The organism is Variovorax sp. VaC1 (assembly GCF_043658315.1).
Classification (GTDB): domain Bacteria; phylum Pseudomonadota; class Gammaproteobacteria; order Burkholderiales; family Burkholderiaceae_C; genus Variovorax.
Map to the genome: position 1 here is coordinate 418,757 of NZ_JBIGLT010000002.1, position 21,881 is coordinate 440,637.

Here is a 21,881-nt window from a genome sequence, read left to right on the forward strand (position 1 = left end):
CGCGCATGTGGCGGCACATGACGGGTGCGGAACGCATCCTTGAAGTCCTGCTGACGCGGCGCTCGGTGTCGCCGCGGCGGCTGCAGCAGCCCGGGCCGCATCCCGACGAACTCGACGCCATCCTCCAGGCCGGCCTGCGCGCGCCCGACCATGGCGGCCTGCATCCGTGGCGCGTGATCGAGTTCCGTCCGCAGAACCGCGAGGCGCTGGCATGGTGCTTCGAGCAGGAAAAACTGCGACGCGACCCGCTCGCCAGCCCCACCGACCTGAAGCGGGCGCGCGAGCACGCCACGCGACCGCCCCTGCTGCTGGGCTTCGTGGTGTCGCCGCGCGAGCGCAGCAAGGTGCCGGCGCGCGAGCAGTGGCTGAGCGCCGGCGCGGCGCTGGGCAACATCCTGAGCGCGGCGCACCAGCTGGGCTACGGCGCCATCGTGCTGAGCGGCGAGCGCTGCTACGACGAGACGCTGGCGCGGCAGGTGGGCGTGCTGCCCGGCGAATACCTGGCGGGGTTCATCAGCGTCGGCACCATCCGGGAGGCCCCGCCGCAGGCGCGCGAAACGCTGTCGCAAAGCGTGTGGTCGTGCTGGCAGGGCGAGGCGCTGCCCACCTCATCGGCCGACCCGGTCGATTCGGCCGATCAACCCATCCTGTCGTCGGAACGGATGCCCGGCAACTGATCGAGCCGGGCGCCGAACCAGCCCACGCGTTCGGTCTCGCGCACGTCGAAGCGCGGCACGTAGGGCTTGATGTCGAGCACGGGCGTGCCGTCCATCATGTCGTTGCCGCTGAAATGCAGCGTTGTGCCGGCCACCGCCGTGAGCTTCACGATCGACAGGCCCAGCCGGTTGGGCCGCGCGGGCGCCCGCGTGGCAAAGACGCCGTGCGATGCGTTGTCCAGGAAGGGCACCACCTCCAGTCGCTCGTGCGCGCACTGGTGCAAATGGGTGATGAGGATCAGGTAGTCGAAGCCCTCGATGTCGCGCAGGCCCGGCGCGAACTCGGCGAACACTTCGAGCCGGCCCGTTTCTTCGGGCGCGCCCGCCGTCTGGATCGGCATGCCGGTGGCTTCGGTGAAGCGGCTGCGCACGATGCCGACCGGGCGGCACACGACGCTGGCGGTTGCCTCGCCGTTCATGGCGCCAGCAGCCGCGTGAGCGCACGGATGTCGGCCGCCGTGGCGAGCCGCGCCGCGTTCTCGATCGCGCGGTAGTGCTTGACGATGTCTTCGCCCACCGGCGTGAGCGCTGTGCCGCCGCCGCGCGAGCCGCCTGCCGCCGTGTTCACCGCGGGCGAAGCCAGCGACTGGTTCATCTCATCGATCAGCATCCAGGCCCGCCGGTACGACATGCCCAGCAGCCGGGCCGCCGCGGAAATCGAACCGGTCTCGGCCACGGCTTCGAGCACGGCGATCTTGCCGGGGCCGATGGCGATGGTGTCGTCCCGATAGACGCGCAGGCGGAACTGGACTTTGGATTTCATGGTGGCGCGAAGCGTAAACCAATGCGGGACGCCATTGTCCGCCCGCAACCGGCCGCGAGCGTCATGCAAGAATGAATACGACGCACCCGCTCCGGGGAAACGAGGAGTCCATGTGAAAGACCGAAGCCATTTCCTGCCCTCGCGCTGGCTGTGCCGCGCCGCTGCAACCTCCGTGATGCTGGCTGTGCTTGCTGGCTGTGCGGGCACCGCTCCGATGGCCACCGCGACGGCCCCAGCGGCAACCGCCGCTACCGCCAACGAAGGCAGCTCGCCACGCTTCACGGTGTCGGGCGCCGTCGCCAAGCGCGCCACCTTCGACATCGCGGCACTCCAGGCCCTGCCCGCCACCACGCAGACGGTCAGCAGCAACAGCTACACCGGCGTGAGCCTCTGGACCTTGCTGAACGACAGCACGGTCGGCCTCAAGCCGGACACCGGCGTGCGCAACCCCTTGCTCTCGATGTACGTGGTGCTGGTCGGCAGCGACGGCTACCGCGCGGTGGTTTCGCTCGCCGAGATCGCACCCGAATCCGGCAACCGCACGGCATTGGTCGCCTACAGCCTGAACGGCGCACCGCTGGGCCGCAACGGCATGGCCCGGCTGGTGATGGCCGGCGACGTGAAGCCGGGCCGGTCGGTGGCAAGGCTGGCCGCGATCGAAGTGTTCGCGGCCCAACCCTCATCCAGCCGCTAGCCGGGCGCCTGGGCTTCGTCCAGGGTGCCGCTGTGTTGTCGCACCTGGGCCTGCCATTCGGGCGTCTGCAGAAAGGCCAGCGCGGCGCCGAGCGCGCGTGAGGGCCGCACGCCAGCCTGCGTCATGAAGCCGATCGGTGTGCGCACTTCGGGCGCCACCAGCGGCAGTGCTTCGAGTTCGCGGTGGCTGCGCACGGCCGCCACCATGCCGCCCGGCAGCACGCTGCTGACGGTGCCCGCGCTCACGGCCAGCGCCAGCGTGAGCACCGAATTGGTTTCGATGGCTGGCGCCACCGGCACGCCAGCCTCGCGCAAGGCCTGGTCGACGATGGCGCGGTTGTGCATGTCGGGCGTGAGCAGGCACAGCGGCAGCTTGCCCGCTTCCGCCCAGGCGATGGGCTTGCCGATACGCAGCCGGTCGGCCGAGGCCTTCTTCGCGCGACGCAGCAGAAAGTAATGCTCGATGCTCTGCGGCCATGCCGTGAGCTTGATGCCCGGCAGGTGCATGCGCTCGGTGTAGCCAAGCGCGAGGTCAACGGAGAGGCTTTCGAGCCCCGTCTCCAGCTCCTGCGAACTCATCGACAGCACGGCCGGCACGATGCCCGGGTGCCGCTGCTGCAGCATCGCGGCGAAGCGCGACAGCATGGGAATGGCCGTGGGCACGGCCGCCATGCGCAAGCGCCCGTGCGGGTCGTTTGCTTCGCTGTGCAGCTCCTGCAGCAGGACCTCGTTGTCGCGCAGCATGCGCTGCGCCGTGGCCAGCACGCGCTCGCCTTCGTGCGTGAGGCCGACGTAGACCCGTGCCCGCCTGACGATCACCACGCCGAACTCCGCCTCGAGCGCGCGCAGCGCGTTCGACAAGGCCGGCTGTGTGATGTGGCAGGCCTGCGCCGCACGGCCGAAGTGCTTGTGCTCGTTCAGCGCCACCAGGTAGCGCATCGAGGCGAGCAGGTTCATGGGCCGGGGCTCAGGTGTTCTTGCTGATCGAGATGGTCGGGAACTTGGACGAGAAGTCCTTGGCCTTCTCGGCAATGCCCACGGCCACGCGGCGGGCTACGTCCTTGTAGAGAGCGGCCACCTCGCCGTCGGGGTCGGACACCACCGTGGGCGCGCCGCTGTCGGCCTGCAGGCGGATCTTGATGTCCAGCGGCAGCGCGCCGAGGTATTCCATCTGGTATTCGGCCGCCATCTTCTTGCCTCCGTCGGCGCCGAAGATGTGCTCGGCATGGCCGCAGTTCGAGCAGATGTGCACCGCCATGTTCTCGACGATGCCCAGGATCGGCACGCCGACCTTCTCGAACATCTTGATGCCCTTCTTGGCGTCGAGCAGCGCGATGTCCTGCGGCGTGGTGACGATCACCGCGCCCGTCATCGGCACGCGCTGGCTCAGCGTGAGCTGGATGTCGCCGGTGCCCGGCGGCATGTCGACGATGAGGTAGTCGAGGTCTTTCCAGTTGGTCTGGCGCAGCAGCTGCTCCAGCGCCTGCGTGGCCATGGGGCCGCGCCAGATCATGGCCTGGTCCTGGTCGACCAGGAAACCGATCGACATGACCTGCACGCCATGGCGCTCCATCGGCTCCATGGTCTTGCCATCGGCGCTGTCGGGGCGGCCTTCGATGCCCATCATCATGGGCTGGCTCGGGCCGTAGATGTCGGCATCGAGCAGGCCCACGGTGGCACCCTCGGCCGCCAGCGCGAGCGCCAGGTTGGCGGCCGTGGTGCTCTTGCCCACGCCGCCCTTGCCCGAGGCCACCGCGATGATGTTCTTGACGTTGGGCATCAGCTGCACGCCGCGCTGCACCGCGTGGCTGATGACCTTGGTGACGATGTTGACCGACACGTTCTCCACGCCCGGCACCGCCTTGGCGGCCGCCACCAGCGACTTGCGGATGGCCGCGTGCTGGCTCTTGGCCGGGTAGCCGAGTTCGAGGTCGAACGAGACATCGCCCTCGGCGACCTGCAGGTTTTTGAGCGACCGGCTCGCCACGAATTCTTTGCCGGTGTTAGGGTCTGCGACGGCCTTGAGCGCGTCCATGAGCCCTTCTGGGGTGAGTGCCATTGATCTAACTCCTGAATGGCCGGTAGTCTAGGGCCTGTTCGCCCTACGCAAGGGGTCGCGTTACTTCGCAAAGGGGCTGGCTGCAAGGCGCCCGGGCGCAGCAAGGCTGAAGCCTTGCAAGCGCGGGCAACGCCGCAGACGGCCCCTTTGCGAAGTAACCCGGAGGGAAGCTCTCCACAGCCCGCCCCTCGGCGTTGCGCTCCTTGTGCGTGCGAAAGCACGCACGGCGTCACGCGCCTTGATGGGCGGGCTGTGGAGAGCTTCGCGACCCCTTGCGTAGGGTGAACAGACCCTAGCGCGCTCTCCAGGCGCGCACCGGGCGGCCTTTCAATAACCAAGAACAACCGACACATGCCAGAGACAAGCCCCGTCACCGGCCTCCTGCTCACCGGAGGCGGCGCGCGGGCCGCCTACCAGGTCGGCGTGCTCGAAGCCATCGCCGAGATTCGGCGTGCCGCCGGGCCCGCCGCCGGCACCAGCAACCCCTTTCCCGTCATCACCGGCACCTCGGCCGGCGCCATCAACGCGGCAGCACTGGCCTGCGGGGCGGACAACTTCGACCACGTGGTGGCGCACATCGCCGAGGTGTGGAGCCAGTTCCGGGCCGAGCAGGTGTACCGGGCCGATTCGCTGTCGGTGCTCGGCAGCGGCGCGCGCTGGCGCATGCTGCTGGGGCTCGGGCGCTTTGCCGCCAACTGGATGCGCATCAAGCCGAAGTCGCTGCTCGACAACACGCCTTTGGCCGAACTGCTGCAGCGCATGGTGCTGCTGGACCGCCTGCCGCAGCTCATGCAGCAGGGCCATGTGAAGGCGCTGGCCGTGACGGCATCGAGCTACAGCTCGGGCGAGCACGTCACCTTCTTCGAGGCGGCCGTGCCGATGGAACCCTGGGTGCGTTCGCAGCGGCTGTCGGTGCGCGACCGCATCACGCATGACCACCTGCTGGCGTCTTCCGCCATTCCCTTCGTGTTTCCGGCGACGGCGCTGCCGATGCAAAGTCACACCGAGTACTTCGGCGACGGCTCGATGCGGCAGTCCGCGCCCATCGCGGCGGCGATCCACCTGGGCGCAGAGCGCATCCTCGTGATCGGCGCAGGCCGCATGCACGAGCCGCGCGAAACGCCCGCGCCCAACACGCACAGCGGCTATCCGACGATGGCGCAGATCGCGGGCCATGCACTGTCGAGCATCTTTCTCGATGCGCTGGCGGTCGACATCGAGCGCCTGCACCGCGTCAACCACACGCTGGGCCTCATTCCGGAAGAAGCGCGCGAGGCCAGCGGGCTGCGCCCGGTCGACCTGCTGGTGATCTCGCCCTCGGAGCGCCTGGACGTGATCGCGGCGCGCCATGTCGATGCCCTGCCCGGCGCGGTGCGCCACCTGCTGGGCGGCTCGAAGGTCGCGGCCGACGTGAAGGGCGGCGCGCTCGCCAGCTACCTGCTGTTCGAGTCGAGCTACACCTGCGAGCTGATGGCGCTCGGGCGTTCGGATGCGATGGCGCAGCGCGACGAGGTGCTGCGCTTCTTCGGATGGAACCCGGTGTAAGGCGGCCTTCAGCCCGCTGAACCCGCCTGCCCGTTCGTGCGCGCCGTGCCAAGACGCAGGCGCACGATTTCCGCGAAGTAGCGCGCGCCCGTCGCGAGCACCGCGTCGTTGAAGTCGTAGCTGCCGTTGTGCAGCGGCGTGCCGCCGGGCTCGCCTTCGGCCCCGTTGCCCAGGAACACGAAGGCGCCCGGTACGACCTTCAGGAACGCGCCGAAGTCTTCCGACGCCATCATCGGCATCACGTTCGCATCGACGTTCTGCGCGCCCACGATGGCCGTCGCGGCGGCCACCGCGGTCGGCACGCATTCGGCCCAGTTCACGGTGGGCTCGAACTCGTGGGTGTAGCTGAACTCGCATTCGGCGCCATGCATGCGGCAGATGCCTTCGCTGATCTCGCGCATGCGCGTGGCCAGCATCTTCTGCACCTCGGGGTCGTAGCTGCGCGTGTCGCCCTTGATGACGACATTCGACGGAATCGCGTTGCGGATGCCGTCGGTGATGAACTCCGTGCACGAAACCACCGCCTGCGCGCCAGGGTCGAGCGTGCGCGACACGATGGTCTGCAGCGCCAGCACGACCTGCGCGCCGATGACGATGGGGTCGATGCCCATGTGCGGCCGCGCGGCATGCGTGCCCCGGCCCTTGATGTGGATGACGAAGTTGTCCTCGCTCGCCATCAGGCCGCCCACGCGCGTGGCGATCGTGCCCGCGCGCAGGCCGGGCATGTTGTGCAGGCCGTAGATTTCGTCAACGGGGAAGCGCTCGAACAGGCCGTCGTCCATCATCGCCCTGGCGCCGCGGCCGTGCTCTTCGGCGGGCTGAAAGATGAAGCGAACGGTCCCGTCGAAATCCTTGCGCTCGCGCAGCAGTTGCGCCGCGCCGAGGATGATCGTCATGTGGCCATCGTGGCCGCAGGCGTGCATCTTGCCCGGCGTGCCCGAGGCGTAGGCGCGGCCCGCGGCCACCTCGGTGATGTTCAGCGCGTCCATCTCGGCGCGCAGGCCGATCACGCCCTTGCCCTGGCCGACCTTGAGGTTCGCCACCAGCCCGGTACCGCCGATGCCCGTGTGCACTTCGAGCCCCAGCGCCTTCAGCACAGCGATCACGAAGGCCGAGGTCTTCACCTCCTCGAAGCCGGTCTCGGGCATGGCATGCAGTTGTCGCCGCCAGCCGGTGAGCTGGCCTCGCAAGGGTTCGTCAAGGAGTGTCATGGCGCCATGCTATTGACAATGCAGTGGTACGGGCGCGCAAAATCGGCCTCCGCAACGCAACGTTTTTGCGTGTGCCCACCCTCTTCCGACCGCCGGCCCGCATGTCGCGCCGGCAACGCCGAAAGCGCCACCGCGATGTACCCCAAGAACCGCCTCGACGCGCTCACCGACGGCATCTTCGCCGTGGGCATGACGATCCTCGTGCTGGACCTGCGCATTCCCGACGACGCGGCGGTGGGCGCTGACGAGATGTCGCTGCTGCGTGCCCTCTGGGCGCTGAGCCCGAAGTTCCTGCCGTACCTGCTGAGCTTCTATGTGCTGGGTGCGAGCTGGCTGTCGCTCATCAAGGCCCGCTCGCGCGGCGAAACGGTGGGCCACGGCTATGCCAAGTGGAGCCTCGTCTACCTGTTGCTGGTGACGCTGATTCCGTTCTCGACGGTGCTGATGGGGCGCTTTACCTCGCACATCGCGGCGACGGTGATCTATGCCGCCAACATCGGCGCGGTCGCGTTGACCGCGTTCCTGCTCATGTCGCTGCTGCCCGACCCGGTGCGCGATGCGCACTGGCTGGAACGGCGCGTGTCGCTGCTGGTGCTGCTCGCGTCCTGCCTGCTCACGATGGCGTTGAGCTTCGTGATCCCGGGACGGGCGCTGTGGGCCTTCGCGCTCAATTTCGCGTCGGGACTGGTGGTACGGGTCTACCGGCGCTTCGCACCTGCGGGCTGAGCGCCCGCCCGGTTCAACGGCCTTGCGACGAAGAAAGGCCGGCGCCCGCCGGTATCAGCATCGAACGCAGCAGCAACGCAACCCCGCAGACGATGGGCGCCAGCGCCAACAGCCGGCCGGGCTCGAACGCCAGCCCCGCGGCCGTGCCGACCGCGCAGCCGATCTTGATCCAGGCCGGCACCGCGTCCCACCCACGGCGATGCATGAAGGCGAACCCGGTCAGCGCGGCCCAGCCGAACAGTCCGCCGAACACCGAGAAGACCCAGCTCAGCAGGTAATAGACCGTGTCCATGTCCCGGAACGCGAGCGCCGTGCCCAGGCCGAGCCACGTGTTGCGGTAGCCGTCGAACAGGAAGAACCCGGTGGCCGACGCGGCCCACCAGAACAGGGCATAGAGGCTCGCGATGCCGGCCAATGCGGCCAGCCCCGCGAGCAGGCGCCGGGAGATGTCGTCGAAGGGCATGTGGTCGCGCCACGCCGCGATGTGTCCGTTGTCCATGGCCAGTGCTCCATTGATGGTGTCTGCAATGGGGTCCGACCTTAGGGACGGCGTGTGCGGTCAGCGTGAAGCCTGTGTGAAGTGCCACGCGCCGATGTTCATGTCTGTTGCTCGAGCGCCTGCTGGATCGCTGCTTCGACCGGGCTGAGCGCGGACGCCGCACGGCCCGGGTCGAACGACCCCGTGGGGAGCAGCGGCGGCTGCGCCATGAAGCGGGGCCGCGTGCCGCGATGCGGCTGGGCCGAATGCACGAGAAACGGGTGGCAGAGATAGACCGTGCCAGTGAGCCCCGTCGCCAACACCTCGGGCCGCCCGGCCGATTCGGCAAAACCGTTGCGCGCCAGCGTCCCGAGCGACAGGCCCTCCTCGCCGGCGGGCGCGAGCATTCGCGCAATGTCGAAGTGAGAGCCGACGCGGATGCGCGTCGGCGCGTCGTCGTCACCCACATCCGAGAACAGGAACAGCATCAGCAGCGCCCGGCCTTTTGAATGGATGTTGGCCCTCCATGCCATGAAGTCGGGGTTCTCCAGCCCGAAGCTCACGTCGATGTGCCAGCCGGCGTCGCCCGGGTCTTCGGCCGAGGGAAAGCGCACGGGGAAAGTCCCCATGCCGCGGCACGGCTGCCACCGCCCTGCCCCCACGAGCAGGTCGAAGGCCCGGTGCAGCAGCGGCGTGTTGGCGGCGGCGACAAAGGGCGGCTGCGGATACATGCCCAGGCGCACGACCGGCTTTGTCCATGTCGACGGTTCGTGCGGGTCGCAGCCGGTGTCGCGCCAGAGGATCGCCCGGGCCTGATCGGCCAGTTCCCGAGGGAACGCGTTGTCGATGCGCAGGAAGCCGTCGCGGATGAAGGCATCCGCATGCGCTTCATTCAGAACCACGTTGCCAGACATCGCTTATGCAAGGAACCTGAAGCGCAGCATTTCAGCCCGCTTCGGAAATCCCCAGCTCCGAACACACGCGCCCCAGCAAGGCCTTCAGCGATGCCACTTCGGTTTCGAGCCGCGCCACGTTGGCTTTGAGCGCCGCCATCTCGCCGAGCGACACGTCATGCGCCGCATATCCCGCATAGGGTGCATCGGACGACGCACCCGTGGGCCCTGCAACCTCTTCCGCCGGCGCACCGCTGAGCAGGTGCGCCCAGCGGCTCTCGCGCGCGCCGGGCAGGCGGGCCAGCTTCACCGCCAGCGCACCAGCCGGGCGCTCCGCCAGTTCGTTCAGGAAGCCTTCGACCGACGAGATGTCGGCGAAGTTGTGCATGCGGTCGCAGGCAATGCGCAGCTCGCCGGCCGTCTGCGGGCCGCGCAGCATCAGCACGGTGAGCAGGATGACCGACTGCGACGGGATGCGCAGCACACGGTCAATGTTGTGTTCGTAGCGGAACGCGCGGCCGCCGCTGGTCTCGGCGACAAGGCTGTAGCCCTTCAGGCTGTCGATGGCGGCCTGCACCTGCGACTCGGTGAGTTCGAGCACGGGGTTGCGGCTGGTCTTCTGGTTGCAGCCCGACACCAGCGAATTGAGCGTGAGCGGGTAGCTGTCGGGCACGGTGCGCTGCTTTTCCGCCAGCACGCCGAGGACACGGGTTTCGAGAAGGGACAGGATGGGCAGCGGGGTGGACATGGCTCGACGACGATCGAAATTGAAAACGCTAAAAGTGCAGAAGAAGGCCTGACGGATTCAGGGCGACACCACGGCCAGTATCGGCCCGAGCTCGCGCACGAAATCGCTGCGATGCAACGCGGGCGAATGCAGGGCCGAGACGGTGCCGTCCAGGTACAGGGCATCGCGGCAATGGAGCACATCGCGAAAGTAGAGCGCGAACTCGTAAAAGTTCACCGGCGTCTCGCTGATGACGAAGACCGCGGTATGCCCCAGGATGCCCACGCCATTGCGAATCTTGCGCGAATCCGACTTCGGGATGAGCGCCGGATGCAGCACGCCGTGGCGCAGCAGCAGCGGGCCCGATTGCGTGGCCAGCCGCACGCCCCTGGCCATCGCCGGGTACTCCGACGACTCGACCACGCGCGGCCCTGCATCCGAGACGAAGAACACGCCGTTGGGCTTGAGGAAGAAATTGCCGGTGCCGCTGTCCAGGTTGAGCGGCGCCTCTTCGCGGCCATCGCGCACCAGCAGGCCGACGGGCGAAAAGTCGGCGTGGTACATGCCGGCGTTCATGGCAAAGCCGAGCTGCCGGTGCTGTGCCTTCAGCCAGGCGTCGAGCCGGTCGAAGCGCTTGAACGCGACGCCGGCCTCGTCGTTCAGGAACAGCTCGAGCTTCTCGGTGCGAAGGTCGACCTTCACCACCGTGTAGCGCGGGTCCGCCGCGGCAGACGAGAGGCTCGCGAAGAGAACGGCCAGCGCGAGCAGCAGCTTTCTCATGAAGCGTGTGCGAGCCCCGCGCCTCTTCGTCTCTTCGTATCAGCCGCCGTTGATGCGGCTGACCAGCGCCTTGGTGAATGCCGCCGTGCCCGCCGTGCCGCCCAGGTCGCCGGTGCGGACCTTGTCGATGTTCAGCGTTTCGTCGATGGCCGTGCGCAGGCGCGTGGCCAGCTCGGGCAGCTTGACGTGATCGAGCATGAGCGCGGCGGCCAGCAGCAGCGCGGTCGGGTTGGCGATGCCCTTGCCGGCGATGTCGGGCGCCGAGCCGTGCACGGCCTCGAAGATCGCCGCGTCGGTGCCGATGTTGGCGCCGGGCGCCATGCCCAGGCCACCGACCAGGCCTGCCACGAGGTCGGACAGGATGTCGCCGAACAGGTTAGTGGTGACCAGCATGTCGAACTGCCAGGGGTTGAGCACCAGCTTCATCGCGCAGGCGTCGATGATGACCGTGTCGAGCTCGAACTTGCCCTTGTACTTCTTCTCGTAGAGGTCGAGGCCGGTCTCCAGGAAGATGCCCGTGAGCGCCTTCATGATGTTCGCCTTGTGCACGATCGTGACCTTCTTGCGGCCCGTGGCCACGGCCGTCTCGAAGGCGTATTCGAGCAGGCGACGGCTGCCCTGGCGGGTGTTGATGCCGGTGGCCATGGCCACGGCGTGCGGGTCGCCGTCGATGGGCACGTAGTGCTCGTGGCCGATGTAGAGGCCTTCGAGGTTTTCGCGCACGACCACGAGGTCGATCTTGTCGAAGCGGCCGCCCGGAATGATGGTGCGCGCGGGGCGCAGGTTGGCGTACAGCTGGAACTCTTCGCGCAGGCGCACGTTCGACGAGCGGTAGCCGCCGCCCGAAGGCGTTTCCAGCGGGCCCTTCAGGGCCAGGCGGGTGCGGCGGATGCTGTCGAGCGTGGCGGCGGGCAGCGGATCACCCGCAGCGACCACGCCGCCAAGGCCGGCGATCTGCCGGTCCCACTCGAAGGGCGCCTTCAGCGCGTCGAGCGCGGCCAGGGTGGCGTCGACGATTTCAGGGCCGATGCCATCGCCTGGAATCAGGGTTGCGGGAATGGGGGTGGTCATGGAAGGGCGCCCTTGTCGTCAGATGGAGGAGGTGTCGCGGCCGGTCCGGCGCGAAGGCTGGAGAATAACGCCGGCCTCTGACGCTCAGCAGATGCCGCGACCACGCCAAAGGGTCATTCCTGCGCCAGCCAGGCCAGGGCTTCTTCGCGCGAAGAGAAGAAGCGGCAAAAGCGCCCGCGCCGGGCTTCCCGCAGGTATTCGTCGAAGCGCTCGCCGTGGTCTGCATCGGGCGGCAGCACGACGGCGGTCTGCAGCCTATAGGTCTGCAGCTTTTCGAGAAACTCGCCTGCGAAGCGCGTGCGCAGCACGAAGAAGGCCGGCGGCAGCACGGCGGCATCGAGCAGCAGCCGGTCGGTGTCGTGTTCTATCGCGGCGCTCACGAGGTCCGTGGCCTCGCGCACATCCTGCAGCGGCGAGGTCCATTCGACGACGGTGACGGGTCCGAGTTGGAGAAGTGAATGGTTCATGGTGCGATGTTGCCGGCCCGCGTCCCTTGCGCGTCTTGTTGTTCCTGGTCGAGTAGCGCCGCGCGGCCCACGACATGCCCCGGCACCAGCAGCGCGCCGGGCGCGATGACCGCATTGGCGCCGACGCGCACGCCGTCGCCCATCAGCGCGCCGAATTTCTCGCAGCCCGTGGGCTGCAGCGTGCCGCCCTCGCCGCTTCGCACCTGAATGATCTTGTCGGCCCGTTCGTTGCGGTGGTTGCAGACGATGCTGCCGGCTTCGAGATTGACGCCGGCGCCCAGCACCGAATCGCCCACGAAATTGAAATGCGCGAGTGCCGTGCCCGCGAACACGAAGGACGACTTCAGCTCCACACCCGGCCCGATGCTGCAGTTTGCATCGACCCAGTTGCCGCCACGCAGGTAGGCGCCCGAGGCCACGAAACAGCCGGCACCGAGGATCAACGGCCCCTTGAGCACGGCGCCGGGCTCGATGCGGGCGCTGCGGTGGATGGCGATGTCGCCTTCGATGGCGTACTCATCGGCGGGCAGTGCGGCCAGCAGTTCGCGCACGATCGCACCCGCCTGCGCGGGCAGTTCCCAGGGGAGGCAATGCCCCCAGCGCGCCAGCGGCGACGCGGCGAATCCGGCGATGTAGTCAGAAAGCTCGATGGCATGGGGCAGTGAGGACATGGGGGCTGATGCTGCCACCAAACCCACGGACGAACGCGGCCACCTAAAATGCCCGGTTCTCCCGTCCGTCACTCCCGAAAGCGCCCTCCCCGATGTCCGCCCCGCGCAAGCTCTTCGTTACCACCGCCCTGCCGTATGCCAACGGCAAGTTCCATATCGGCCACATGATGGAATACATCCAGGCCGACATCTGGGTGCGGAACCAGCGAATGAATGGCGCCGACGTCAACTTCGTGTGCGCCGACGACGCGCACGGCGCGGCCATCACCATCGCGGCCGACAAGGCCGGCGTGACGCCGCAGGCCTTCGTGGCCGAGATCGCGGCAGGCCGCAAGCCGTATCTGGACGGCTACTACATCTCGTTCGACAACTGGCACTCGACCGACGCGCCAGAAAACCACCAGCTCGCGCAGGACATCTACCGCGACCTGCGTGCCAACGGGCTCATCAGCACCAAGAGCGTCGAGCAGTTCTACGACCCTGAAAAGGGCATGTTCCTGGCCGACCGCTTCATCAAGGGCGAGTGCCCCAACTGCCACTCGAAGGACCAGTACGGCGACAACTGCGAGGTGTGCGGCGCCGTGTACGCGCCCACCGAGCTGATCAACCCCTACTCGGCCCTCTCGGGCGCCAAGCCCGAACTGCGCAGCTCGGAGCACTTCTTCTTCAAGCTCTCTGACCCGCGCTGCGAGGCCTACCTGAAGGAATGGACCGCCGCGCCCGGCCACGTTCAATCGGAAGTACAGAACAAGATCCGCGAATGGCTCTACAAGGACGACGAAGGCAAGGGCGGCCTGGGCGACTGGGACATCAGCCGCGACGCGCCCTACTTCGGCATCGAGATCCCCGACGCACCGGGCAAGTACTTCTACGTGTGGCTCGACGCGCCCGTGGGCTACCTCGCCTCGCTGAAGAACCTGCTGGACAAGCGCTGCATCGAACTGGGCGGCGACGGCATCTCGTACACCGAGTACATGGCCGACCCCGACCTGGAGCAGGTGCACTTCATCGGCAAGGACATCATCACCTTCCACACGCTCTTCTGGCCCGCGATGCTGCACTTCAGTGGCCGCAAGGCGCCCGATGCGGTGTACGTGCACGGCCACCTGACGGTGAGCGGCGAGAAGATGAGCAAGAGCCGCGGCACCGGCATCGACCCGCTCAAGTACCTGTCGATCGGCCTCGACCCTGAATGGCTGCGCTACTACATCGCCGCCAAGCTCAACGGCCGCAACGAAGACATCGACTTCAACCCCGAGGACTTCGTCGCGCGCGTCAACAGCGACCTCGTGGGCAAGTACATCAACATCGCCAGCCGCGCGGCGGGCTTCATCGGCAAGCGCTTCGGCGGCCAGCTGGGCGAAGTGTCGGCCGACGGCGATGCGCTGCTGTTCGCGCTGCGCGACGCATCGTCGCAACTGCATTCGCTGTACGACGGCCGCGACTACGCCCGCGCATTGCGCGAGGTGATGGCGCTGGCCGACAAGGTGAACGAATACGTCGACCAGAACAAGCCCTGGGAGCTGGCCAAGAAGGAAGGCGCCGAGGCGCGCCTGCACGACGTGTGCACCGTGTGCATCGAGGCCTTCCGCCTGCTCACGCTGTACCTGAAGCCGGTGCTGCCGGCGCTGGCGGTGAACGTCGAGGCCTTCCTGAAGATTTCGCCCCTGGCCTGGGCCGACGCCGCGCAGTCGCTGCCGGCCGGCCATGCCATCGGCGAGTACAAGCACCTGATGCAGCGCGCCGACCCCAAGCAGGTCGACAAGCTGTTCGACGCGCCCGAACCGGTGGCGGCCGCCGCTGCCGTGGAAGCCGCGACGGATGCGCTGCCGGGCGGCGAAGCCATCGCGCCCACCATCACCATCGACGACTTCACGAAGATCGACCTGCGCATCGCGAAGATCGTGGCCTGCGAGAAGGTCGAAGGCTCGACCAAGCTGCTGCGCCTGACGCTCGATGCCGGCGAAGGCAAGACCCGCAACGTGTTCAGCGGCATCGCCTCGGCCTACCAGCCCGAGCAGCTCGTGGGCAAGCTCACGGTGCTGGTCGCCAACCTCGCGCCACGCAAGATGAAGTTCGGCGTCAGCGAAGGCATGGTGCTGGCCGCAAGCCATGGCGACGAAAAAGCCAACCCGGGCATCCACGTGCTCGAACCGTGGCCGGGCGCAACGCCGGGCATGCGGGTTCGCTGAGCATCACGCCATGCAACGCCGCTCGCTCCTGTCGATGGCCGCGATCCTGTCGCTCGCGGCGGCCATGCTTGGCGGCTGCGCGGTGGTGACCGTCGCGACCACCGCCGTGGACGTGGGCGCCGGCGCGGTCGGGCTGGCGGCCGATGCGGCCATCGGCACCGCGCGCATCACCGGCAAGGCCGTGGGCGCAGCGGCCGATGCGGTGATTCCCGACAGCCACTGAGCACAGGCCTGCCGGCCGGCACGCCGTCGGTCAGTCGCTCATTCGCCGAGGTCCAGTCCCAACCGGGCGACGTGCGGCGGCGTGTGCAGCGCCTTCTCCTTGCGCACGAACGCGGACCGCAACACGCGGTGCGGCTCGCTCGCGTCGAAGAAATTGCGGCGCATGTGCGCCAGTTCTTCATCGCGGTACTGCTGCAGCGGCTTCACCGATTCGTCCTGCGCGCGTGCCGCCTTCTTTTTTTCGATGCGCGCGGCCAGGTTGGGCGAGGCGGCCAGTTGCGCGGCCAGCCGGGCGACTTCATCACCCAGCTCTTCCGGCGCGACCTGCAGCACGCGTTCGGCCATGCCGAGTTCGACGGCGCGCTTCGCGCTCACGGGCAGGGCCGACTGGGTGAGGCGCTGCGCCTCGCTTTCGCCCACGCGGCGTGGCAGCGTGTAGGTCCAGTATTCGGAGCCGTGCAGGCCCATCAGCGTGTAGTGCGGGTTGAGCACCGCGCCATCGCGGCACCAGACCTCGTCGGCCGCCAGCGCAAGCATCACGCCACCCGCCGCGGCATTGCCGCCGAGCGCCGCCACGGTGAGCCGGTCGGTGGTGGTGAGCACCGCCTCGACCAGGTCGTTCATGGCGTGGATGTTGGCCCACGACTCCTCGGCCGGATCGTCGGCCGCCTCGATCACGTTCAGGTGGATGCCGTTGGAAAAGAAATCGCGCACACCGCCCAGCACCAGCACCGAGGTCGGCCTTGTCTTCGCGAAGCGGTAGGCCTCCAGCAGGCGCCGGCATTGCACGGTGCTCATCGCGCCGCCGGGAAAAGAGAAGTTCAACACGCCGACGGCGCCGTTCTCGCTGTAGCGGATGTCGGTCCAGGTGCGCCGGCCGGCGGGCAACTGCAGGGGCACCGGCACTTCGGGCACCTCGAAGGGCAGCAGGTCGCCGAGCGCTTCGACGGCCGACAGCTTGTAGCTGGGCAGTGCCGAGCCGGGCTCGCGCCACGGGCGCAGTTGGGGAATCCACACCGCGCCGTCGACGGTGGCACGGCAGATGGCGCCGGCGCGGCAGGCGATCAGTTCACCGGGCGCGCCGCGCAATTCGTCTTCGAGGTGGCCGCCGTGCAGGTACCACTTCTCGCCCAGCAGCTCGTCGAGCACGCCGGGTTGCGAATCGGCCGCGCGCAACTGGCGCAGCACCGACTTGGTCGATTGCGTGGCCCAGTCGATGCGGCGCTCGGCCTGTTTCAGGAAGGGGCGCCAGCCGGCGGCGAGGTCGGCCGCCTTCTGCCGCTTGGGCTTGTACTTGCCGGAGGCGAAGCGCTCGACGGCAAGCAGCACGGCGTCGATGGCGGCATCGGCCACTTCGCCACGGTAGAGATCGCTCTTGCCCGCCATCGGCGGCACCTTCAGCGGCGACCAGGCCCAGACGTCGCCCGCGTCCATCTCGGCGACGGCTTCAAGCACCGTCACGCCCCAGCTCTCGACGCCGCCCTGCAGCGTCCAGTCGAGCGAGGAAGGGCCCCGGTCGCCCGGCGGGCCGGGATGCACGATCAGGCAGGTGTGGGCAGTCCAGATGTCCTCGGGGATGGCGGTGGTCAGCATCGGCGCCACGATGAGCCGGGGCGAATGCCGGCGCACCGCTTCGCGCAAGGCATCGTCGTTGCCCAGGGCCAGTTCCACGCCGACCGTGTGGCCGCGGTCCTGGAGTTCGGCCAGCACCCGTTGCGTCAGGCTGTTGAACGCGCTTGCGACAAGCAGGATGTGCATCGGGACGCCCTCGGTAATGTTGGTGTCTAAATGTCAATTAATGTGAAAAATGTATCTGTATCCACCCTTTCGGATAAGTCGGGCGAAAGTTCACATGAAGGGTTCCTGAGAGAGGCGCCGAGGTGCTCGGGCCACAATGGCCGCCCATGCAGTCGCCGCTGAACATCACCCGCTTTCGCCCACGGCTGATGAACGCGCTCGCGGGTTACAACCGCGAACGCTTTTTCAAGGACCTGGGGGCGGGCGCCACGGTCGGCATCGTGGCGCTGCCGCTGGCGATGGCCTTTGCCATCGCGTCGGGGCTCAAGCCCGAGGCCGGCATCTGGACGGCGATCATCGCGGGCTTCCTGATCTCGCTGCTGGGCGGCTCGGCGGTACAGATCGGCGGGCCGGCCGGCGCCTTCATCGTGATCGTCTACGGCATCGTCGAGCGCTATGGTGTGGCGAACCTGCTGATCTCGACCGCCTGCGCGGGCGTGCTGCTGTTCGCATCGGGGCTGTTCGGGCTGGGGCGGCTGGTGCGCTTCGTGCCGCTGTCGATCGTGGTGGGTTTCACCAACGGCATCGCGGTGCTGATCCTGCTGTCGCAGCTCAAGGACCTGCTGGGGCTGTCGGTGGCGAAGATGCCGGCCGACGTGTTCTCGCAGCTGCACGCCATGGCGCTGCAGATCGGCACCTTCAACCCGTATGCCTTCGCACTCGGCGTGGCCTGCGTAGCCGGGTTGATGCTATGGCGGCGGCTGCCTCGCATGAAAGCCCCGTTTTTGCGGGCGCGCGTGGTGCAGATGGGCATGCGCGTGCCGGGCCCGATCGTCGCGCTGGTCACGCTCACGCTGGTGTCGTACGGTTTCGCGCTGCCGGTGGAAACCATCGGCACGCGCTTCGGCGGCATTCCCGAAGGCGCGCCGGCCTTTGCGCTGCCCGATTTTTCCTGGGAGACGGTCAAGCAGCTCGTGACGCCGACGCTGACCCTCGCGCTGCTCGGCGCCATCGAGTCGCTGCTGTGCGCGCGCGTGTCGGACCAGATCAGCGGCCAGCCGCGCCACGACCCGAACCAGGAGCTGATGGCACAGGGCATCGCGAACATCGTCACACCCTTCTTCGGCGGCATGCCGGCCACCGGCACCATCGCGCGCACCGTGACCAACATCCGCTCGGGCGGCAACTCGCCGATCGCGGGCATCGTGCATGCGCTCACGCTGCTGGTCGTGGTGTTGCTGGCGGCGCCGCTCGCGCGCCACGTGCCGCTGGCGGTGCTGGCCGGCATCCTGGTGTTCGTGGGGCTGAACATGGGCGAGTGGCGCGAGCTCACGCCGGGGCATCTGCGCCACTTCAGCCGGCACTACCGGCTGCTGATGCTGGGCACTTTCTTCCTGACCGTGGTGTTCGACCTGACGGTGGCGGTGCAGGCGGGCATCGTGCTGGCATGCGTGCTGTTCATCCGGCGCATGAGCGGCCTCTTCAGCGTCGAGCTGGTGACGCTGCAGCCGCCGGTGCTGACCTACCGCATCTACGGCGCGCTGTTCTTCGGTGCGGCCGCCAAGCTCGACGAGGCGGTGAATGCAGCCGAGCGCGCACCACGCGGCATGACGGTGGTGCTGGACGCCACGCACCTCATCTACCTCGACGCCACCGGCATCGACGCGCTGCGGCAGTTGCACCGGGCGGTGCTGGCACGCGACGGGCTGCTGCGCATCGAGTCGCTGCAGCCACAGCCGCGCGAGGTGATCGAGCGCTCGGGCTTTGCCGAGGAGCTGACCTCGGGCCGGCCGGCAACGACTCCCTAGGCGGGGCTCGTCAGGCCTGCGCGGCCTCGCCGCACACGAGCCGCGCCATCTGCACCTTGCTCGTGACGCCGAGCTTGGCGTACACCTGCCGCAGGTGGTGACGCACCGTCGCCGGGGAACTGTCGAGCCTGCGGGCCACCATCTTGTAGCTGTGGCCCTCGCCGAACAGGCGGGCCACCTCGGCCTCGCGACGGCTCAGCACCGCCAGGGCCGATACGCCGGGCGCCGGCGCCTCCCGCAGCCGCAGCGCCTGCGCCGAAACCAGGTGAGGCATCAGCAACTCCAGCAGCGCGTGTTCGCGCGCGCCGAAGCTCGCGGCTTCGCGGCCGTACAGCGACAGGTGCGTCCACCACGGCGAATCGGGCGCATGCAGCATCACGCTGAGCACCCGGTCGAGGCGATGGTCCGAAGCGAAGGCGCGCAGCGCCCCCATCGGCGGCAGCTCGTGCGACGCCATCGCCATGCCATGGCCCGGTCGTGCCATCACCGCGGCCACCATCGGATCGAGGTGGCGTACACGGCACCAGTCGGCCACGAAATCCGGCGCCAGCCCGCGGGTGTGGCCGTCTCGCGGCTCGAGCCGTCCGGCGGCGAACACCGAGCGGCCGAACCAGGCGGCGTCGAACGCAATGTGGCCGGCCAGCCAGTCCAGCAACCCGCCGGCGGCCGATGCCTCGGGCGCGGCGGCCCGTGGATACAGATCGAGCAGCAACGCGCCGAGCTGTGCGGCCGGAATGCACGACTCCGAAGAAGAACTGCTGTGCGCCATGCGGCGCGATCTTAGGGGCCGCCCGCTCGCGAGGATTGCGGAGATTCCCGCATCGTTCATCTGAACGACTGCCGTTGCCGGACACCCCACCCTACGCTGCACGGCGTTCCCACATCACACACGAACAGGACACCGTTGCCATGAACCTCGCCGACTACAGCCGCCTCGACGCCACCGGGCTGGCCGAATGCATCCGCCGCAAGGACATCAGCGCCGCCGAAGCGCAGCAGTGCGCGCGCCAGGCGGCGACCGCGCTCAACCCGCGCATCAACGCCATGGCCGAGCTTTTCGACGCCCCTCTGTCGCACGACGCACAGGGTCCGCTGGGCGGCGTGCCCTTCCTCATCAAGGACCTGGTGCTGCAGGCCGAGGGCGTGCGCTGCCAGGCCGGCAGCCGGCTGTTCGGCGACGGGCTGCCGGCTGCCGCAGACAGCGCGTTGATGGCGCGCTTTCGCCGCGCCGGCCTGGCCACGCTGGGGCGCACCTGGACCCCGGAACTCGGCTTCAACGCCACCACCGAGAGCGCCCTCGGCGGCGCGACGCGCAACCCGTGGAACCTGGCGTACAGCGCGGGCGGCTCCAGCGGGGGCTCGGCCGCGGCGGTTGCCGCCGGCATCGTGCCCATGGCGCACGCCAACGACGGCGGCGGTTCGATCCGCGTGCCCGCCGCTGCCTGTGGCCTGATCGGGCTGAAGTCCAGCCGCGGCCGCATCAGTGCCGGCCCGGGCTACGGCCAGCCACTGATGGGCCTGGGCATGGAGGGCGTGGTCTGCCGCACCGTGCGCGACGCCGCCGCCGCGCTCGACCTCATGCACGGCCCCGAGCTGGGCGATCCGTTCCTGACGGCCGCGCCCGCGCAGCCCTACGCACAGGCCATCCGGTCGGCACCGCGCCGGCTGCGCATCGCGGTGAGCACGCAGTTCCCGGGCACGCAGCCGGCGGCGCAACCCTGCGTCGACGCGGTGGAGGCGACGGCGCGCACGCTCGCCGGTCTCGGGCATGTCGTGGAATGGGCGACGCCGTCGTATGCGCACGAGGCCTTCTTCTCGGCCACGCGCACCTTCTGGTCTTCGTTGCTGGCGGCCGGCGTGGCGGGCGTGGCGCAGGCGCTGCAGATGCCGCTGGAGAAGGCGCTGGGCCAGGTGCAGGCCTGCACCCGCGCCACCGCCGAGCACGGGCTGCGCCTGAGCGCGCTCGACCTGGAACTGGCGCTCGCGCAGATGAATGCGGTCTCGCGCGAAGTGGCGCCCTTCTTCGCGCAGTACGACGTCCTGCTCACGCCGACGATGCGCACCCCACCCGTGGCGCTGGGCTACCTCGACCAGGACGACCCCGCGCGCGATGCACAGGGTTACTTCGACCACCTGTTCGACTACGCGACCTTCACGCCGCTGGCCAACCTCACCGGCCAGCCGGCGATCTCGCTGCCCCTGGGGATGGCCGGCGACCTGCCGATCGGCGTGCAATGCATGGCGCCCATGGGCGACGAGGCCACGCTGCTGCAGCTCGCCGCGCAGCTCGAGCAGGCCATGCCCTGGGCCGCGCGGCGCCCGGCGCTGCACGCGGCGGCGCTGTAGGCACCGCGCTCAGGGCGCTTCGGTGCCCCGGTCGGGCGACGACCCGCTGCGCAGCACGTGCTGGTCGTCGTTCAGCGTGGCGGTGAACACCATCGGCGAATTCGGCGGCTGCACCCAGCGCCATTCCCATTCGGTCTCGCGCTTGAGCGCGTAAGGCGTGACCTTCGCCGGCTTGCCGAGCAGCTTGCGCAGGCTTTCCATCGGCATGCCGGGCTGCACCTTGGCGAAGTTCTCGGGCGTAAGCACCTGGCGCAGCGCGGCCATCTTGCCGTCGGCGCCGATGGTGATCATGTAGTTCTTCTGGCCCTGGGGCTGGCGGTTGTACTCGAAGATGCGGCCGCTGTTCGGGGCGTCCCAGACGTTCTCGGGTTCGCCGAACCGGGCACGCACATCGGCCTCGGTCGACACGCCTTCCTCCAGCTCGCTGATGTTCTGGCGGTCGCAGCCCGCGAGGCCGATCGCCCCCGCCAAAAGCCCCATTGCCATGCCGATCTGCCACAGTCGCCGTTGCCTCATGCCGTCCCCGGTAAAATTCGCGCCATAAAGGTCCAGTCTATGTCCATCTTCCGCCGCCCCCACTACTCTTCCGAGATCACCAATTTCATCGAGGAGATGAAAGAAAAGAAGCCGACGCTGGAAGCCGAACAGCGCGCCGGCCGCGCCCTGCTGTGGGACAAGCACCTCGACCGCAGCCTGCTCGAGGAATACAGCGAAGCCCGCGTGCCGCAGCAGCCGTACGTCTACCAGACCCAAGCCAAGTAATCCGGCAATGCCGA

The 21,881-nt window shown here is 68.5% G+C and carries 24 protein-coding genes; 9 read left to right on the forward strand and 15 right to left on the reverse strand.

All coding sequences use genetic code 11. From position 1 onward, the window contains the following. Positions 1 to 5: 5 nt before the first annotated feature. Complete coding sequence (locus ACGLHS_RS08935; protein ID WP_394479875.1) at positions 6 to 677, forward strand: nitroreductase; 672 nt, start codon at positions 6 to 8, stop codon at positions 675 to 677. Here ACGLHS_RS08935 and tsaA read toward each other — a convergent pair. Both tsaA and ACGLHS_RS08945 read right to left on the reverse strand, forming a co-directional pair. Next, positions 638 to 1,135 (reverse strand): tRNA (N6-threonylcarbamoyladenosine(37)-N6)-methyltransferase TrmO, encoded by a 498-nt coding sequence (tsaA, locus tag ACGLHS_RS08940; RefSeq protein WP_394478868.1) that lies wholly within the window; start codon positions 1,133 to 1,135, stop codon positions 638 to 640. The genes ACGLHS_RS08935 and tsaA overlap by 40 nt on opposite strands. Next, positions 1,132 to 1,479: a winged helix-turn-helix domain-containing protein gene (locus ACGLHS_RS08945; RefSeq protein ID WP_093238143.1), complete on the reverse strand. Its 348-nt coding sequence runs from the start codon at positions 1,477 to 1,479 to the stop codon at positions 1,132 to 1,134. The genes tsaA and ACGLHS_RS08945 overlap by 4 nt, the downstream gene beginning before the upstream one ends. A gap of 112 nt (positions 1,480 to 1,591) precedes the next feature. Between ACGLHS_RS08945 and ACGLHS_RS08950 the strand changes: the two genes are divergently transcribed. Beyond that, on the forward strand, positions 1,592 to 2,173 hold the full coding sequence (locus ACGLHS_RS08950; RefSeq protein ID WP_394478870.1) for a hypothetical protein: 582 nt from the start codon (positions 1,592 to 1,594) through the stop codon (positions 2,171 to 2,173). Here the strand turns inward: ACGLHS_RS08950 and ACGLHS_RS08955 are convergent. Both ACGLHS_RS08955 and apbC read right to left on the reverse strand, forming a co-directional pair. Further along, positions 2,170 to 3,129: a LysR substrate-binding domain-containing protein gene (locus tag ACGLHS_RS08955; protein ID WP_394478872.1), complete on the reverse strand. Its 960-nt coding sequence runs from the start codon at positions 3,127 to 3,129 to the stop codon at positions 2,170 to 2,172. The two genes, ACGLHS_RS08950 and ACGLHS_RS08955, sit on opposite strands and share 4 nt — an antisense overlap. Positions 3,130 to 3,139: 10 nt before the next feature. Further along, a complete protein-coding gene (apbC, locus tag ACGLHS_RS08960; protein ID WP_394478874.1) occupies positions 3,140 to 4,231 on the reverse strand; it encodes an iron-sulfur cluster carrier protein ApbC in 1,092 nt (363 codons plus the stop codon). A gap of 351 nt (positions 4,232 to 4,582) precedes the next feature. Here apbC and ACGLHS_RS08965 point away from each other — a divergent pair, with 351 nt between their 5' ends. After that, the gene (locus ACGLHS_RS08965; protein ID WP_394478876.1) at positions 4,583 to 5,776 is read left to right on the forward strand and encodes a patatin-like phospholipase family protein; all 1,194 of its coding nucleotides are present in this window, start codon (positions 4,583 to 4,585) and stop codon (positions 5,774 to 5,776) included. 8 nt (positions 5,777 to 5,784) lie between these two features. On the opposite strand, the gene ACGLHS_RS08970 is transcribed toward ACGLHS_RS08965, so the two are convergent. Continuing rightward, positions 5,785 to 6,987 (reverse strand): M20 aminoacylase family protein, encoded by a 1,203-nt coding sequence (locus ACGLHS_RS08970; protein ID WP_394478878.1) that lies wholly within the window; start codon positions 6,985 to 6,987, stop codon positions 5,785 to 5,787. Positions 6,988 to 7,122: 135 nt separating this feature from the next. Here ACGLHS_RS08970 and ACGLHS_RS08975 point away from each other — a divergent pair, with 135 nt between their 5' ends. Further along, on the forward strand, positions 7,123 to 7,713 hold the full coding sequence (locus tag ACGLHS_RS08975; protein WP_176801044.1) for a TMEM175 family protein: 591 nt from the start codon (positions 7,123 to 7,125) through the stop codon (positions 7,711 to 7,713). 13 nt (positions 7,714 to 7,726) lie between these two features. On the opposite strand, the gene ACGLHS_RS08980 is transcribed toward ACGLHS_RS08975, so the two are convergent. The 7 genes from ACGLHS_RS08980 to ACGLHS_RS09010 all read right to left on the reverse strand — a co-directional run bounded on the left by ACGLHS_RS08980 (position 7,727) and on the right by ACGLHS_RS09010 (position 12,800). Then, positions 7,727 to 8,212 carry a hypothetical protein gene (locus ACGLHS_RS08980; protein WP_394478880.1) on the reverse strand — a complete coding sequence of 162 codons (486 nt, stop codon included), beginning with the start codon at positions 8,210 to 8,212 and terminating at the stop codon, positions 7,727 to 7,729. Positions 8,213 to 8,310: 98 nt separating this feature from the next. Continuing rightward, entirely contained in the window at positions 8,311 to 9,093 is a 783-nt protein-coding gene (locus ACGLHS_RS08985) for a phytanoyl-CoA dioxygenase (RefSeq protein ID WP_394478882.1), read from the reverse strand. A 43-nt stretch (positions 9,094 to 9,136) separates the two neighbouring features. Then, positions 9,137 to 9,832 carry a YceH family protein gene (locus ACGLHS_RS08990; protein ID WP_394478884.1) on the reverse strand — a complete coding sequence of 232 codons (696 nt, stop codon included), beginning with the start codon at positions 9,830 to 9,832 and terminating at the stop codon, positions 9,137 to 9,139. 57 nt (positions 9,833 to 9,889) lie between these two features. Further along, entirely contained in the window at positions 9,890 to 10,591 is a 702-nt protein-coding gene (locus ACGLHS_RS08995; RefSeq protein WP_394478886.1) for a phosphodiester glycosidase family protein, read from the reverse strand. Between the two features lie 39 nt (positions 10,592 to 10,630). Further along, a complete protein-coding gene (locus tag ACGLHS_RS09000; protein ID WP_093238128.1) occupies positions 10,631 to 11,662 on the reverse strand; it encodes an isocitrate/isopropylmalate dehydrogenase family protein in 1,032 nt (343 codons plus the stop codon). Positions 11,663 to 11,775: 113 nt separating this feature from the next. Further along, complete coding sequence (locus ACGLHS_RS09005) at positions 11,776 to 12,129, reverse strand: DUF4180 domain-containing protein (RefSeq protein WP_093238127.1); 354 nt, start codon at positions 12,127 to 12,129, stop codon at positions 11,776 to 11,778. Beyond that, positions 12,126 to 12,800, reverse strand: a complete 675-nt coding sequence (locus tag ACGLHS_RS09010; protein WP_394478889.1) for an LpxA family transferase — start codon at positions 12,798 to 12,800, stop codon at positions 12,126 to 12,128. The genes ACGLHS_RS09005 and ACGLHS_RS09010 overlap by 4 nt, the downstream gene beginning before the upstream one ends. A gap of 92 nt (positions 12,801 to 12,892) precedes the next feature. Here ACGLHS_RS09010 and metG point away from each other — a divergent pair, with 92 nt between their 5' ends. Both metG and ACGLHS_RS09020 read left to right on the forward strand, forming a co-directional pair. Beyond that, positions 12,893 to 14,992 (forward strand): methionine--tRNA ligase, encoded by a 2,100-nt coding sequence (gene metG / locus ACGLHS_RS09015; RefSeq protein WP_394478891.1) that lies wholly within the window; start codon positions 12,893 to 12,895, stop codon positions 14,990 to 14,992. Positions 14,993 to 15,002: 10 nt separating this feature from the next. After that, the gene (locus ACGLHS_RS09020; RefSeq protein WP_394478893.1) at positions 15,003 to 15,215 is read left to right on the forward strand and encodes a hypothetical protein; all 213 of its coding nucleotides are present in this window, start codon (positions 15,003 to 15,005) and stop codon (positions 15,213 to 15,215) included. 38 nt (positions 15,216 to 15,253) lie between these two features. Here the strand turns inward: ACGLHS_RS09020 and ACGLHS_RS09025 are convergent, their stop codons facing one another. Further along, a complete protein-coding gene (locus tag ACGLHS_RS09025) occupies positions 15,254 to 16,972 on the reverse strand; it encodes an enoyl-CoA hydratase-related protein (protein WP_394478895.1) in 1,719 nt (572 codons plus the stop codon). A 146-nt stretch (positions 16,973 to 17,118) separates the two neighbouring features. Here ACGLHS_RS09025 and ACGLHS_RS09030 point away from each other — a divergent pair, with 146 nt between their 5' ends. After that, positions 17,119 to 18,759: a SulP family inorganic anion transporter gene (locus ACGLHS_RS09030; RefSeq protein ID WP_394478897.1), complete on the forward strand. Its 1,641-nt coding sequence runs from the start codon at positions 17,119 to 17,121 to the stop codon at positions 18,757 to 18,759. 10 nt (positions 18,760 to 18,769) lie between these two features. Here ACGLHS_RS09030 and ACGLHS_RS09035 read toward each other — a convergent pair whose 3' ends face one another. Beyond that, positions 18,770 to 19,528: a LuxR C-terminal-related transcriptional regulator gene (locus tag ACGLHS_RS09035; protein WP_394478899.1), complete on the reverse strand. Its 759-nt coding sequence runs from the start codon at positions 19,526 to 19,528 to the stop codon at positions 18,770 to 18,772. A 140-nt stretch (positions 19,529 to 19,668) separates the two neighbouring features. Between ACGLHS_RS09035 and ACGLHS_RS09040 the strand changes: the two genes are divergently transcribed. After that, complete coding sequence (locus ACGLHS_RS09040; protein WP_394478901.1) at positions 19,669 to 21,105, forward strand: amidase; 1,437 nt, start codon at positions 19,669 to 19,671, stop codon at positions 21,103 to 21,105. A 9-nt stretch (positions 21,106 to 21,114) separates the two neighbouring features. On the opposite strand, the gene ACGLHS_RS09045 is transcribed toward ACGLHS_RS09040, so the two are convergent. Continuing rightward, positions 21,115 to 21,591, reverse strand: a complete 477-nt coding sequence (locus tag ACGLHS_RS09045) for an outer membrane protein assembly factor BamE (protein WP_394479877.1) — start codon at positions 21,589 to 21,591, stop codon at positions 21,115 to 21,117. A gap of 69 nt (positions 21,592 to 21,660) precedes the next feature. Here ACGLHS_RS09045 and ACGLHS_RS09050 point away from each other — a divergent pair, with 69 nt between their 5' ends. Continuing rightward, the gene (locus ACGLHS_RS09050; protein WP_093238117.1) at positions 21,661 to 21,867 is read left to right on the forward strand and encodes a DUF3460 family protein; all 207 of its coding nucleotides are present in this window, start codon (positions 21,661 to 21,663) and stop codon (positions 21,865 to 21,867) included. Positions 21,868 to 21,881 lie beyond the last annotated feature (14 nt).